The sequence below is a fragment of the Chitinophaga niastensis genome (assembly GCF_003014755.1).
In the GTDB taxonomy this organism is placed as follows: Bacteria; Bacteroidota; Bacteroidia; order Chitinophagales; family Chitinophagaceae; genus Chitinophaga; species Chitinophaga niastensis.
The window spans coordinates 44,740-58,195 of record NZ_PYAW01000011.1; the positions used below are offsets into that span (position 1 = coordinate 44,740).

At 43.9% G+C, this 13,456-nt stretch carries 14 protein-coding genes; 7 read left to right on the forward strand and 7 right to left on the reverse strand.

What is annotated here, in order from left to right:
• Nucleotides 1-4 precede the first annotated feature (4 nt).
• Nucleotides 5-625 carry a SprT-like domain-containing protein gene (locus CLV51_RS27860; RefSeq protein WP_106531398.1) on the forward strand — a complete coding sequence of 207 codons (621 nt, stop codon included), beginning with the start codon at nt 5-7 and terminating at the stop codon, nt 623-625.
• On the opposite strand, the gene CLV51_RS27865 is transcribed toward CLV51_RS27860, so the two are convergent.
• The 3 genes from CLV51_RS27865 to CLV51_RS27875 form a co-directional block, all read right to left on the reverse strand.
• Nucleotides 622-1,554 (reverse strand): M20/M25/M40 family metallo-hydrolase, encoded by a 933-nt coding sequence (locus CLV51_RS27865; RefSeq protein ID WP_106531399.1) that lies wholly within the window; start codon nt 1,552-1,554, stop codon nt 622-624. The two genes, CLV51_RS27860 and CLV51_RS27865, sit on opposite strands and share 4 nt — an antisense overlap.
• Nucleotides 1,555-1,637: 83 nt before the next feature.
• Entirely contained in the window at nt 1,638-3,488 is a 1,851-nt protein-coding gene (gene yidC / locus CLV51_RS27870; protein WP_106531400.1) for a membrane protein insertase YidC, read from the reverse strand.
• A 308-nt stretch (nt 3,489-3,796) separates the two neighbouring features.
• Nucleotides 3,797-5,446 carry a CTP synthase gene (locus tag CLV51_RS27875; protein WP_106531401.1) on the reverse strand — a complete coding sequence of 550 codons (1,650 nt, stop codon included), beginning with the start codon at nt 5,444-5,446 and terminating at the stop codon, nt 3,797-3,799.
• A gap of 335 nt (nt 5,447-5,781) precedes the next feature.
• Between CLV51_RS27875 and CLV51_RS27880 the strand changes: the two genes are divergently transcribed.
• Nucleotides 5,782-6,306, forward strand: a complete 525-nt coding sequence (locus CLV51_RS27880; RefSeq protein WP_106531402.1) for an acyl-CoA thioesterase — start codon at nt 5,782-5,784, stop codon at nt 6,304-6,306.
• Between the two features lie 86 nt (nt 6,307-6,392).
• On the opposite strand, the gene CLV51_RS27885 is transcribed toward CLV51_RS27880, so the two are convergent.
• Nucleotides 6,393-7,088, reverse strand: coding sequence for an HD domain-containing protein (locus CLV51_RS27885; RefSeq protein WP_245898986.1), 696 nt, complete (start codon nt 7,086-7,088; stop codon nt 6,393-6,395).
• A gap of 23 nt (nt 7,089-7,111) precedes the next feature.
• On the opposite strand from CLV51_RS27885, the gene CLV51_RS27890 reads away from it, so the two are divergent.
• A complete protein-coding gene (locus CLV51_RS27890) occupies nt 7,112-7,432 on the forward strand; it encodes a hypothetical protein (protein ID WP_106531403.1) in 321 nt (106 codons plus the stop codon).
• 9 nt (nt 7,433-7,441) lie between these two features.
• Entirely contained in the window at nt 7,442-7,783 is a 342-nt protein-coding gene (locus tag CLV51_RS27895) for a DUF488 domain-containing protein (RefSeq protein WP_106531404.1), read from the forward strand.
• Between the two features lie 2 nt (nt 7,784-7,785).
• Here the strand turns inward: CLV51_RS27895 and CLV51_RS27900 are convergent, their stop codons facing one another.
• Genes CLV51_RS27900 through CLV51_RS27910 form a run of 3 tightly spaced genes read right to left on the reverse strand, consistent with a single transcriptional unit; the run spans nt 7,786 to nt 11,296 of the window.
• Nucleotides 7,786-8,379 carry a precorrin-2 dehydrogenase/sirohydrochlorin ferrochelatase family protein gene (locus CLV51_RS27900; protein ID WP_106531405.1) on the reverse strand — a complete coding sequence of 198 codons (594 nt, stop codon included), beginning with the start codon at nt 8,377-8,379 and terminating at the stop codon, nt 7,786-7,788.
• Complete coding sequence (gene cobA, locus CLV51_RS27905; RefSeq protein WP_106531406.1) at nt 8,379-9,155, reverse strand: uroporphyrinogen-III C-methyltransferase; 777 nt, start codon at nt 9,153-9,155, stop codon at nt 8,379-8,381. The genes CLV51_RS27900 and cobA overlap by 1 nt, the downstream gene beginning before the upstream one ends.
• 29 nt (nt 9,156-9,184) lie before the next feature.
• Nucleotides 9,185-11,296: a nitrite reductase gene (locus CLV51_RS27910; protein WP_106531407.1), complete on the reverse strand. Its 2,112-nt coding sequence runs from the start codon at nt 11,294-11,296 to the stop codon at nt 9,185-9,187.
• 293 nt (nt 11,297-11,589) lie between these two features.
• On the opposite strand from CLV51_RS27910, the gene CLV51_RS29275 reads away from it, so the two are divergent.
• The 3 genes from CLV51_RS29275 to CLV51_RS27920 all read left to right on the forward strand — a co-directional run bounded on the left by CLV51_RS29275 (nt 11,590) and on the right by CLV51_RS27920 (nt 13,352).
• Nucleotides 11,590-11,742 (forward strand): hypothetical protein, encoded by a 153-nt coding sequence (locus CLV51_RS29275; RefSeq protein ID WP_158267177.1) that lies wholly within the window; start codon nt 11,590-11,592, stop codon nt 11,740-11,742.
• Nucleotides 11,743-11,840: 98 nt separating this feature from the next.
• Nucleotides 11,841-12,500 carry a hexitol phosphatase HxpB gene (hxpB, locus tag CLV51_RS27915; RefSeq protein WP_158267178.1) on the forward strand — a complete coding sequence of 220 codons (660 nt, stop codon included), beginning with the start codon at nt 11,841-11,843 and terminating at the stop codon, nt 12,498-12,500.
• Nucleotides 12,501-12,587: 87 nt separating this feature from the next.
• Entirely contained in the window at nt 12,588-13,352 is a 765-nt protein-coding gene (locus CLV51_RS27920; RefSeq protein WP_106531409.1) for a cyclase family protein, read from the forward strand.
• Nucleotides 13,353-13,456 lie beyond the last annotated feature (104 nt).

A 13,456-nucleotide genomic window follows, 5' to 3' on the forward strand; every position in this document is an offset into this window, starting at 1 on the left:
CAGCGTGAAAAAAGAGGCGCCCTTAAATACTTTAGCGTCGTACTTACCCGAAGGTACTTTTGGGCAGGTCATGCATTTTCTCACCACCTATAAGGTGCACCTGACCGTTTCCCGTGAACGCTCCAGTATTCTGGGCGACTACCGTCATCCGGATGGCAGGGGTAAAGGCCACCGGATCAGCATCAACGGATCACTTAATAAATACGGCTTTCTCCTTACGCTGCTGCACGAAATTGCGCATCTCGTTGCTTATAATAAATACGCCAACCAGGTACCTTCTCACGGAAAGGAATGGAAACAGGAATACACGGTTATACTACGTGACTTTGTAGGTAAAAACCTGTTGCCGCCAGATGTGGAACTGGCCGTGCGCCAAAGCATGATGAACCCGGCTGCCAGCTCCTGCGCTGATGAAGACCTCATGCGCGTACTGAAAAAATACGACCGCCAAAAGGAAAATCACTTCTTTGTAGAACAGGTACCATTACACGGCCTGTTTAAAACTAAAGATGGGCGCATCTTCCGCAGAGGGGAAAAAATAAGAAAACGCTACCGCTGTGAAGAGGTAGCGTCTCATAAAGTTTATCTTTTTAGTCCTGTTTACGAAGTGGAACTAGCCAGTTAACTCTTCTCACCCACATAATGCAATACCGGAAAAGTCATCGCTTTATCAATCAGTTGTATACCTAATTGCAGAATGCCCGCTTCTGATACTGCCTGTAACTTAGGTGCGTCGTCTGTTGGCTTATGGTAATCATCATGTCCGCCTGTGTGAAAGAACATCACCGGCACTCCATGCATATAAAAATTATGATGATCGGATGCCCCTTTGCCAGCAGCATCAGTGAAGTATTTAATACCTGGCTGCTGAACGTCTTTAAAAACAGCCGGCCATTCTTCTGCACTGCCAAAACCGCCTATACCAATACCTCTTTCCCGATTATAGCGGCCGATCATGTCCATATTGAGCATAAAATGCACTTTATCCAGCGGCATGAGCGGGTTGGCAGTGTAATACTTTGAACCCTGCAGCCCCAGCTCTTCTCCACCAAAAGCAATAAAGAGGAAATTAAACGGCTCTTTATTTTTATTCTTCACATAATGACGCGCCAGCTCCAGTAAACCAGCTACACCGGAAGCATTATCATCTGCCCCGTTATGGATCTGTCCTATCGGGTACTTCCCATCAAACAAACCGGCGGTGCCAAGATGATCATAGTGTGCAGCAATAATTATCGTACGTGCGGCACCGTTATCGAGGTAACCTAACACATTACGGCTGGGAATATTTTTATGCGCATTTTTATCAAACGTAAAATCCTGGTAATAGCTGCTGCCATTCACTGTTTGCAGCCCCAGCTTTTTAAACTGCCTGGCCACATAGCGACTGGCCTTCATGCCTCCCTTTTCCGCGGTCCCCCTGCCCTTCAGTTTATCTGAGGCGAGATAATTTACAATTTCCTGAATGCGTCCTGCATTCGGTATAGTGTCCTGTGCATGGGCGCCGGCGTACATTCCTATAGCGCAAATCAATAATAACAGTCTCTTCTTCATATCTGGTCAAAAATAGAGAAGGCTTCCCAATGAGGAAGCCTTCTGCTAAAAATTATGTTTGAATTGTTCAGATTGTATTAATCTTATTTTTTCCCTTTCTGCGATGCCTGCTGTCGTTGCTGGACTTCTTCCAGCTTCTCCTGCCATTTGGATTTGCTCTTGGGTTTCTTTTTGTTTTCCTGGATCTGTGCGTGAATCTTATCGTGGTTAATGATGAACTTCTGGATCACAAACTGCAACAGGATACTGATCACGTTGGACAGGAAGTAGTAGAAGGTCAGTGCCGCAGCCAAACGGTTAAAGATACCCAGCAACATTACCGGCATCATGTAAGGCATGTACTTCATCACGGGATTGCTCTGATCAGTCATTCCACGGTTGTAGAAGGCCAGGATCAAGCTGGTAACAGTCATGAGGATGGTGAACAAACTCACGTGATTACCATAAAAAGGTACGTTGAACGGTAAGCTCAGGATAGAATCATAGGTAGATAAATCCTTCGCCCACAGGAAACTTTCCTGACGCAGCTCAATGGAAGATGGGAAGAAGCTGTACATCGCTACCAGGATAGGCAGCTGCAGTAAAGCCGGTAAACACCCACCCAGCGGGTTTACACCAGCACTTTTGAACAATTTCATTTGTTCCACACCAAAACCTTGCTGATCATCACCAAATTTAGCTTTCAGTGCATCAATTTCAGGTTTCAGCACTTTCATTTTAGCCTGAGATACATAACTCTGGTAAGTGAAAGGCGCTATCAGCAAACGTATAAAGAGTGTCAGTAAGATGATGATAATACCGTAATTGTGGATAAATCCACTCAGGAAGTTAAACACCGGAATGATAACAGCGATGTTAACATACTTCACAAAGGCAAAAATACCAGTGCCCAGCGGGATGATCTTCTGCAATCCGATATCAAAAGAATGCAGTGTTTTATAATGGTTAGGGCCATAATAAATTTCTATCGGGAAAGAGAAATCATTAGCGCGGTTGTACGGAATTTGTATAGTGGTAAATGTTTGTCCCACGATGTTAGCACTTTCCGGTACTTTGGTATTTACATCTGCGTTATTGAAATTATCTTTTTTAGCGATCAGCGTGGTATTGAAGAACTGCTGTTTTACGCTCACCCATTTCAGTTTGTTATCCAGTTTTTCGTGGCTGGTACGGTTCAGGGTGAAGTAATCATGCTTGTCGTGCTCGTACATGTAGTGCACCTGGTTGTTCAGGCGCTCGTTCTGCATATCATGTTCCTGTTTGTCGTCCTGCGCGTTCCACTGTAAGGCCAGGTAGTTTTGATTACCCGGAAGCATTGTTTGCAAACCAACTGCGTGAATGGTATAATCCACTACGTAGCTGCCTGGTTTCAGGGAATAGGTAAATTCCAGGTAAGCAGCCGGATTGCTGGTATTGAGGCGATAGGAGATAGTTTTAACACCACCTGCTAATTCCTGTGGTTGTCCGGCTGTAAAGAACAGATCAGCACTATTCAGTACTTTGGTAGGACTGGCAGGTACTTCTATAGAGAGGCGGTTAAATGAGCCTTGCAGCAACATTAAAGGAGCCCCGTCGTATGTTTTATATTGTTTCAGCTGTACGCTGGATGGTTGTCCACCCTGGTTGGAGAAAGCGATTTTCACCACATCGTTTTCCAGTGTTGTTGTTTGCACCGAACCGGTAGCTGCTGCTGCAAATGCGCCAAATTCTCCCGTAAGCTGTGCCTGATGGGCTGAATCAAGCTTGCCACCTGCTGCCGCAGTAGCGAGGCTCACAGTATCTGCAATAGGTGTTTTAGGCTGATTAAGCGCTGCGATGGAATCTTGCCGGGCTTTCTCCTTTGCGGCACCTGCCTGTTGCTTCTGATTGAAGAATATATATCCTACCAACAGAACGCCCAACAGTAAGAACCCAATGACCGAATTTCTATCCATGAAATGCAATTAAAATTTAGGCAGCAAAGGTAAGCATGATTTTATGAATTGAACACGCTTTTTAGGTGAAACCGCTGTTAATTGCGGGGAAAATGATAAATAAGTAAAACAAATACGTAATATACTGACAATCAATACTAAAATTATCTTTCCCAGGATTAGGCAGATTGCACTGATTTTGCTGATTTTTAATCTTTTTGATTTAGAAGATGATTAAAAAAGATTAGCGAAGATAAAAGCGGCTAATTCCGCTTCGATCTTCGCTTTAATTATTTATACTAAATGCTAATAGCTAAGCGCTAATGGCTTTATTGCGCTACTTTCTCTTCTGCTATTTTCGCTTTACCATTCTTGCTTTCAGCATATTGCTTAGCTGCTTTGATAAAGGAAACAAAAATAGGTGCAGGGCTTTCTACCGTACTTTTCAGCTCTGGGTGGAATTGTGATCCCACAAAGAACGGATGACCAGGCAACTCAATGATTTCCACCAGGCCGCTTTCGGGGTTCTTACCGGAAGCTACCAAACCTGCTGCTTCAAATTGCTGCAGGAAGTCGTTGTTAAATTCATAACGGTGACGGTGTCTTTCGCTGATGGTAGTTTTACCATAGATTTCCGCTGCTTTGGAAGCTGGTGCCAGTTCGCAGGAATAAGCGCCCAAACGCATGGTACCACCTTTAGCGGTTATTTTCTTCTGCTCTTCCATGAGATTGATCACCGGATGTGCAGTATCAGGATTCATTTCCACAGAATGCGCATCTTTCCATCCGAGTACATTGCGGGCGTATTCTACCACACTCATTTGCATACCCAGACAGATACCGAAGAACGGCAGCAGATTTTCACGGGCATACTGAATAGCTATTATTTTACCTTCAATACCGCGATGACCGAAGCCTGGTGCTACTAAGAGACCGTCGAGGTTCTTCAGTTTTTCGCATACATTTTCAGGTGTAATATGTTCAGAGTGGATATTTTGTACCACTACCTTGCACTCATTGAGGGAACCGGCATGTATAAAAGATTCCAGGATGGATTTATAGGCATCCTGCAATTCCACATATTTACCGATCAAACCGATGGTCACTTTGGATTTAGGATATTTCAACTTATCCAGGAATTCGCGCCATTTAATCAGTTCCGGTTCTTTTTCTACCGGCAGGTTCAATCTTTTCAGTACTGAAACGTCCAGTTTTTCCCGCATCATTTCCAGTGGTACTTCGTAGATAGTAGCCACGTCATTAGCCTCAATTACCGCATCTACCTGTACATTACAGAACAGGGCGATTTTCTTTTTCAGATCGCGGTAAAGTGGTTCTTCCGTACGACATACTATGATATCCGGATGTACACCATATTCACTTAACAGGCGTACAGAGTGTTGCGTAGGCTTGGTTTTCAGCTCTTTAGCTGCGCGCAGATACGGAATGAGTGTAAGATGTACTACCAGGCAATCTTCTTCACCTAACTCCCACTGCAACTGACGAACCGCCTCAATATAAGGGAGTGATTCAATATCACCCACGGTACCGCCCAGCTCAGTTATCACGATATCGTATTTACCATCTTTGCCCAACAACAGGATACGGCGTTTGATTTCGTCCGTAATGTGAGGAATTACCTGCACGGTTTTACCGAGGTAGGCACCTTCTCTTTCCTTGTTGATAACAGTTTGATAAATACGGCCAGTAGTAACATTATTGGCTTGAGATGTAGGCGTATTTAAAAAACGCTCATAGTGCCCAAGATCCAGATCTGTTTCTGCGCCATCTTCCGTTACATAACATTCACCATGTTCATAAGGGTTTAATGTTCCCGGATCCACATTGATATATGGATCAAATTTCTGAATAGTCACTCTAAAGCCGCGCGCCTGCAATAATTTTGCCAGCGAGGCAGCTATAATTCCTTTACCCAAAGAGGAAGTAACACCTCCCGTAACGAAGATATATTTTGCCATAAAAACTAAAATTCAGCTAAAAGTACTTGACCTATAAACGGGGAAGTGCCGGACTGCGTTTGGTGTAATACCGATCAAGTAAACTACTTCCGAAGGTCATGCAAAGTTACACAAATTTGCTTCGCTCCCAAGTTTTTTACGAAATGGCTTTATTTATTTGTTAATTTTTCAAGGTTTCTCTTCAGCTCTCATCATTGATCCACAGGGCGTTTTAAAGATTTTTCAAGTACAGGAAATTATTTGTTAAAAACCTTCATCAAATGCCATCTGTTCTTTCAAATGCTTTCCATCCATAAATATATAAACAGTAAATTTGCGTCCGAAATACATAAATAATGACTTTAACGCCTAAGAGAGCACAAGACTCGCTGATACAGATGACTGAACTGGTTTTACCGAATGATACCAATACATTCGGAAACCTGATGGGAGGCCGTTTGATGTACTGGATGGACATTGCAGCCGCACTGGCCTGTATGAAACATTGCAGCGCACCGGTGGTAACTGCTTCAGTAGATAACATCTCCTTTGAAAATCCCATTAAACTGGGCAATGTTGTACATATTGAGTCCAAAGTGAGCCGTGCCTTTAACACTTCTATGGAAGTACACATGAGAGTATGGGGAGAAGATCCGGTACAGCAATATCGCTATAAGTCCAACGAAGCCTTCATGACTTTTGTGGCGCTGGACCCGAACGGTAACTCCCGGCCGGTACCTGCTATTATCACCGATACAGAAGAAGAAAAAAAATTATATGAAGGTGCGTTGCGCCGTCGTCAGCTCCGTTTGATCCTGGGAGGAAAAATGAAACCACAGGATGCGGATGAACTGAAAGCATTATTTTTTGAGAAGATCTGATCCTTTGCGGGAACCGCTGATTTTTGCAGACTGTTATTTAAGTACAAATATCTGCCTGCAAAAATCAGTAAATGCCTGCATCTTAATTATATCACTCCTTCCCACTCTTTATAAAATCTATCCAGAAATATTTCCATGAATGCATGTCTTTCGGCTGCCAGTTCCTTGCCGGTGGCAGTATTCATGCGATCCTTCAATAAAAGCAGCTTCTCATAAAAATGCGTGATAGTTGGTGCAGTGCTATTTTTATATGCTTCTTTTGTCATTTCAAGATTGGGCACTACAGCCGGATCGTATAAGGACCTGTTTGTGAATCCACCGTAATTAAATGCGCGGGCAATACCAATGGCACCAATGGCATCCAGCCTGTCTGCGTCCTGCACCACTCCCAGTTCAGTGGAATAGAAAACCTTTTCATGATTCCCTCCTTTAAAAGAAATATGACGGATGATATTTTCCACATGTGCAATGATTTCCGGCGATACGGCCAGGTTTTGCAGGAAAGCCACCGCTTTTGCAGGGCCAATATTTTCATCGCCATTATGAAATTTGGAATCGGCAATATCGTGCAATAAAGCCCCCAGTTCCACTACCAAAGGATCTACCGCTTCTTTGGCGGCAATATGTTTTGCCTGTTGCCATACCCGGTAAATATGCCACCAGTCGTGGCCTCCTTCTGCACCTGCCAGCTCCTTTTTTACAAATACTACTGTTTCATCTATGATTTGCTGCATCCCGTAAAGATACACACGGTATGCTATTTGTGGCAATACTCCTGTCATTCATTACAATTAAAATCTATAATATGGGAGTCATTGTTATTGTAGCATACAGGCCCAAAGCCGGGCAGGACGAAATGTTAAAACAACTGGTACAGGCACATGTACCGATATTAAGAGGGGAAGGGCTTACCACTGAAAGAGCACCACTGATCCTGCGCACAAAAGACGGCAGCATCCTGGAGATATTTGAATGGAAATCTACAGAGTCCATTACCCAGGCACATAATAATAAAATAGTGAATGAGTTATGGGACAAATTTCATACAGCCTGTAACTATATCGCCCCATCACAGATCCCTGAATTCAAGGATTTGTTTGCTGCCTTTGAGCCGGTTAACTGGTAAATGCAAAAAATGATACAGATAAAACGCGTATATGAAAATTATGAAGAAGGTGATGGCTATCGCGTGCTGGTAGATCGATTGTGGCCACGAGGCATTTCTAAAGCAACCGCGCGCATCGATGAATGGGCAAAAGAAATTGCACCCAGTAACGAATTACGCCAATGGTTTAACCATGAACCGGAAAAATTTTCCGCATTCAGGACAAAATATAAACACGAATTACAGGATAAGAAAGACTGGCTGGACGCCATCAGAAAGAAGACACAACATCAGCGGGTAACCTTGTTGTACGGGGCTAAAGATAAAGAACACAATCAGGCGCAAGTGCTACTGGAGCTATTAAAGAAATAGTGCTATACCCCTTCACTTTCTGGCCGTACCAATATATCTGTAATGCTATTCAGCTTCTTCACCTTGCTGGCAAAATCACCTTTCAGTTTATCGCGGATCAGCGACAATTTATTCAATACCTCATCCAGTGTATCCGGAATAGCTTCCTGCAACACCTGTTTGAGACGCTTAGCCACTGTAGGCGATTTACCGTTTGTAGAGATAGCAATCTTAAGATTCCCTTTCTGCACCACGGAACCAAGATAAAAATCACAGAGATCAGGTGTATCAGCTACATTGATTAACACCTTACTACATTTGGCTTTTTCCCAAACATTATAATTAAACTCCCTGTTATTGGTAGCAGCTATCACCAGGTCTTTCCCCAGCAAATCGCCGCAGGAGAAAGATTTTTGAATCAAAGTGATATTAGGGTAATGATGGGTCAGTTCTTCCAGCGCCGGCAAAAATTGCAACGCTACTACGGTGATAGTTGCGCCAGGACAGTTTTCCAACATAGCGTTGGCTTTCTCTAATCCAACATTACCACCGCCCACTACCAGTACGTGCAGACGGTGTAATTTGAAAAATACCGGAAATAACTGATTTTCTTCCATTATACGGCTATTTTTAGTTCTTCTGAAACCTTGCTTTGTATGGCATGGAAAGCTTCATGGAAGCGTACCACTTCGCCAATTACAATAATAGCGGGATTATGCAGATCATTCGTGGTGGCTATCTCCACCAGGTCTGCTACATTGCCCAGCCCCATTTTCTGCGTTGGCAACGTGCCATTCTGAATAATGGCGGCGGGTATTTCTCCCTTTCCTTCTGCGCTATAGATGGCTGCTATTTCTGCCAGCTTGCTCATCCCCATTAGTATTACTACCGTTGTGTTAGCCCGGATAGCGTGATCCAGATCACGGGATAAGCTCCCACTTTGTGTGGTACCTGTGATAACCCAAAAACCTTCACTGATATTGCGTGCAGTAACCGGTATTTTGTTTATTCCCGGTACTGAGATAGCACTGGAAATACCAGGTACTACTTCAGCGGTGATACCAAATTGCTGTGCAAAAGCAATTTCTTCCTGACCGCGACCGAAAACAAAGGAGTCGCCACCTTTTAGACGAACGACACTGCCATAAGTTAATGCGTACTTTACAATCATTCTGTTTATTTCGTCCTGAGAGTAAACGTGCATACCTGCACGTTTACCTACAAAACGACGGAGACAATTAGCTGGCGCATGTTCCAGCAGTTCATTATTGGATAATGCATCATAAAGAATTACCCTCGCATTTTGAATAGCCTTTAAGCCCTTTACCGTAATCAGCTCCGGATCTCCCGGCCCAGCGCCTACCAATGTGAGTTTAGGTTGTATATTTTGCATTTGATGTAGTGTTTAGATAGATGAATGAATTATGCCTGTACCGGCTCACTGCTCTTCTGACGGTAGGCCTGTGCCTGATTATAGAATGATTCTGCCTGCTGAAAATACTGACGGGCAAAACTTTCCGTAGGCTCGTTACCGTTAATCTGTAATACCAGGGTTCTGAAATCGCTACCAAAGCTGAATTTGCCGGTTTCAACAAAGTGTTTATCAAAATCATTGATAATACCTGTTTGTGTATTACAACTTACACCTTCACCCAGCAGCAAGGCTTTAGCTCCCTGTACAAAGGAAGAGTAGGCATGATAGATACCGTCGGAATAAGCATTGTTAACAATAGCAGCTCCACCTAATTCCAGTTTTTCTTCCGCTTCCAGCAGCAGGGTAGCTACCAGGTCAATTACAACACCAGCACATTCGCCCACACCTATGGCAGTAGCATACTGTTCAGCCTGACCCCAATCCACAAATTCTTCTGCTTTCAGCGTAGTGAGATCTGCCAATGGTTTCAGCAGTTCATAGAAATATTTTTCTCCCTGGCGATCGTAGTAATTATTGAATAATTCATCAGGCAAACCGTTGATTTCATAATCATGCAGGAGGCTGCGCAATACATCCGGTCCGCGGCGACTAGGCACTTTTATTACCTTATCAGCTACACGGCCTTCGCCATTACCAACGATACCACCACCCAGTAATACCTGCAATGCTGGTAATACTTTACCGGCACTCTTCATAGAAGAGCCATGGAAGCCTATACTGGCAATACCGTGCTGGCCGCAGGAATTCATACATCCGCTGATCTTTATTTTAATGTCTTTATTATACACAAGATCCGGGAACTCATCCACTATCACTGATTCCAATACTTTGGAAATACCGGTGCTGCTGGAAATACCCAGGTTACAGGTATCTGTACCAGGGCACGCAGTGATATCTGCAATACTATCAAAACCGGGATCTGCAAAACCTGCTTCTTCCAGTACGCTGAATACGTATGGCAGATGCGCAGGCTGAATAAATTTCAGTAACAATCCCTGGTTAGCCGTTACCCTTACATCATCTGCTATTACCGGGCGCAGTGCTTCAATGAGCTGGCGGCTGATAGCAGAACCGATATTACCGAGAGATACTTTTACATATGCTGCCACGTAACCGGCTTGTTTTTGTTCAAATGTATTAGTAGCCTTCCAGGCTTCGTATTTTTTAGGATCTTTTATGCTGTAAGCCGGTAAAACAGCAGGCGGAGGTGGAGTAGTTTCCGGCCAGGCAGCTGCATCCACCTTCACCTGTTTCACTTTCACAGCCTGGTATTCTTCTGCTATCAAACGTTGAAATTCATCCATTCCTATTTTCTGAATGAGAAATTTCATGCGGGCTTTGTTCCTGCTGGTTCTTTCCCCATAGCGATCAAATACACGCAGTACATTTTCGATATAAGGAATCAGCAGATCTTCTTCCAGGAATTCGAAAACTGTTTTGGCCAGTAAAGGCTGTGCGCCCAAACCGCCGCCTACCAGTACTTTGAAACCGCGTACAGTTTTACCATCTACCACTTTCACTTTAGGGATCATGCCGAAATCGTGCATAAATGCCCATGCAGTGTCTTTATCGCTGGAGGAAAAAGCAATCTTAATTTTACGGCCCATATCCTGACTTACCGGGTTACGGAGGAAGTAACGGAAAGTGGCATCAGCATAAGGTGTTACATCAAACGGTTCTTCCGGATCAATGCCGGCACGGTCTGAGGCTGTTACATTACGTACGGTGTTACCGCAGGCTTCGCGGATGGTGATACCATCCTGTTCCAGTTTGGACCAGAGCTCAGGCGTTTTGTCCAGGCTCACATAGTGAATCTGCACATCCTGGCGGGTAGTCAGGTGCAGGTTGCTGGTAGCATATTCATCAGATATATCAGTAATTCGTTTCCATTGTTGCAGGGTCATTTTACCATAAGGTAATTTGATACGTACCATTTGTACCCCTGGCTGACGCTGTCCATACACTCCTCTGGCCAAACGGAGGCTACGGAATTTTTCGTCCGGAATAACTCCTTCGCGAAACAGGCGGATCTTCTTCTCCAGGTCTATGATATCTTGTTCAACAATTGGATTTTCAAGTTCTGTTCTGAAGCTTTGCATAAAAAGTATTTTCAGGTGGTGGTAAAAAGCGATCTGTTATTTTGGTTGAGGGATGATGTTTTTTTCACAAAAATCAAAAGCCCCCGGAATATCTGCGGAGGCTTCGTATAACTATGATTAGCGTAAAATAATCATTGGTATTCTTACTTACACGTGCCTCGCAGGTGTTGTATTACAACAACTACTACCGTTACTACTGCCACAATTTCTCTTCCTATTACCCATATTCCCTATAATTTTAGTAGAGTAATACAAAGATAGAAATGCAGCCCGTCTTTCCAAAACTTTTTTTGATGGAAGCCGGGAGACCTAAAAATGGCATAAATGAAGGTGGTTGGTTATCCGCAGGGAAATATCTCCGTGAAGGCCGGGCTGCTAAGGGATTAGCTGTGTTATCCCTTGTTAATAACCGCAGAGAGGCGATAACCAAATTTTATCCGGTATAACTTATTGTTATGGGAAGAGGGCATACTTGCTCATTTATTATCCTCCCTGGCTACCCTCCGCTGATATCTTCCTATCTTTGCCGCGCAAAATGGATTTTATGATTGATACGGTAATATTTGATATGGATGGCCTGCTGATAGACTCTGAACCATTATGGGGCATTGCTTTGCGGGAGGTATTTTCAACAGTGGGCGTAAACTTATCCCGGGAACTGTCCCATCTTACCACCGGGTTACGTACCAAAGAAGTGGTGAGCTACTGGCATAACTACTATAAATGGGAAGGCAAAAGCCCTGAACAGGTAACCACCGAAATTATTGACAACGTAATCGCAAAAATTATTGCCGAAGGCAATCCCATGGAAGGTTTGGAGTATATTCTATCGTATTTTAAATCCAAAGGGTTTAAAATGGGACTGGCCTCTTCTTCTCCCCTTCGCCTGATAGATGCTGTACTGGCACATCTGAACATCAAAGATGTTTTCCAGGCAGTATACTCTGCTGAGTTTGAAGACTATGGCAAACCACATCCTGCCGTATACCTGGCCTGCGCCAGGGCACTGAACAGTGATCCGCTGGAATGTATTGCCTTTGAAGATTCCGTTACCGGTATGACCGCCGCCAAAGCAGCGCGCATGACCACGGTAGTAGTACCGGAACCACATAATCGCAAGGATATCCGCTATTCCCTGGCTAATATGCAGCTGGATTCCCTGCTGGAATTCAATGACAGCAAACTTGCCTTGCTCACGAAATAGTTTTTTTGAGATGGTGTTTTGTTGATTGCTTTTTGTTGATCATCTTTATAAAAGATAAACAACAAAACACCATCACTCATTTACACTATGAAAATCATTGACCTTTCCAAGACGATCGAATACAATAAACAGGATCCCTGGTTTATGCGTATAAAGATCAAACACAAAACACATAAACAAAGTAAAAACCTGATCCGCTTTTTCCTGGGATTACCGGCAAAGCTCTTCCCTGCCGGGTTTGAAGGCTGGGCCGACGATAAGATCCTCAGCATGGGTGTACACGCAGCTACCCATATAGATGCGCCCTGGCATTATGCGCCTACCGTAAATGGTGCACCCGCCAAAACAATAGATGAAATACCATTGGAATGGTGCTACGGTAACGGTGTAGTGCTGAACATGACACACAAAGCTGATTTTGAGGAGATAACGGTAACGGACATACGTACTGATCTGGAAAAAAGTGGTGCAACCATTACTCCCGGCACCATTGTATTAATTTATACCGGCAGGGATAAATACATCGGCACACGCGATTACATCATGCGCGGCACCGGCATGAGTGCGGAAGCTACGCACTGGCTCATAGACCAGGGTGTAAAAGTAATGGGGATTGATCAATGGGGATTTGATCTGCCGTTAAAATACATGGCACAAACAGCAAAGAAAAACAATAAGGACAATTACTTCTGGCAGGCACACCTGGTGGGGCAGCAAAAAGAATACTGCCATATGGAGCAGCTGGTAAACCTGGGGGCATTGCCTGCATCCGGGTTTAAGGTGAGTGTATTTCCGCTGAAGATTAAAGGAGCAAGTGCGGCACCGGCAAGGGTGGTAGCTATATTTGAGTAAGTTTTTGTCTTTCTCCCGATTAGGCTGATTATACTGATTACCCTGATTTTCTTTTTTTGATTTAAAAAGATTAGCGAAGAGCATAGCGGGCATTTGTCTGAACC

What these genes read in the sequence shown, in the direction of transcription:
- CLV51_RS27865 (WP_106531399.1), bottom strand. Translation starts at nt 1,554, where the DNA reads ATGAAGAAGAGACTGTTATTATTGATTTGCGCTATAGGAATGTACGCC.
- yidC (WP_106531400.1), bottom strand. Translation starts at nt 3,488, where the DNA reads ATGGATAGAAATTCGGTCATTGGGTTCTTACTGTTGGGCGTTCTGTTG.
- CLV51_RS27875 (WP_106531401.1), bottom strand. Translation starts at nt 5,446, where the DNA reads ATGGCAAAATATATCTTCGTTACGGGAGGTGTTACTTCCTCTTTGGGT.
- CLV51_RS27880 (WP_106531402.1), top strand. Translation starts at nt 5,782, where the DNA reads ATGACTTTAACGCCTAAGAGAGCACAAGACTCGCTGATACAGATGACT.
- CLV51_RS27885 (WP_245898986.1), bottom strand. Translation starts at nt 7,088, where the DNA reads ATGACAGGAGTATTGCCACAAATAGCATACCGTGTGTATCTTTACGGG.
- CLV51_RS27890 (WP_106531403.1), top strand. Translation starts at nt 7,112, where the DNA reads ATGGGAGTCATTGTTATTGTAGCATACAGGCCCAAAGCCGGGCAGGAC.
- CLV51_RS27895 (WP_106531404.1), top strand. Translation starts at nt 7,442, where the DNA reads ATGATACAGATAAAACGCGTATATGAAAATTATGAAGAAGGTGATGGC.
- CLV51_RS27900 (WP_106531405.1), bottom strand. Translation starts at nt 8,379, where the DNA reads ATGGAAGAAAATCAGTTATTTCCGGTATTTTTCAAATTACACCGTCTG.
- cobA (WP_106531406.1), bottom strand. Translation starts at nt 9,155, where the DNA reads ATGCAAAATATACAACCTAAACTCACATTGGTAGGCGCTGGGCCGGGA.
- CLV51_RS27910 (WP_106531407.1), bottom strand. Translation starts at nt 11,296, where the DNA reads ATGCAAAGCTTCAGAACAGAACTTGAAAATCCAATTGTTGAACAAGAT.
- CLV51_RS29275 (WP_158267177.1), top strand. Translation starts at nt 11,590, where the DNA reads ATGGAAGCCGGGAGACCTAAAAATGGCATAAATGAAGGTGGTTGGTTA.
- hxpB (WP_158267178.1), top strand. Translation starts at nt 11,841, where the DNA reads ATGATTGATACGGTAATATTTGATATGGATGGCCTGCTGATAGACTCT.
- CLV51_RS27920 (WP_106531409.1), top strand. Translation starts at nt 12,588, where the DNA reads ATGAAAATCATTGACCTTTCCAAGACGATCGAATACAATAAACAGGAT.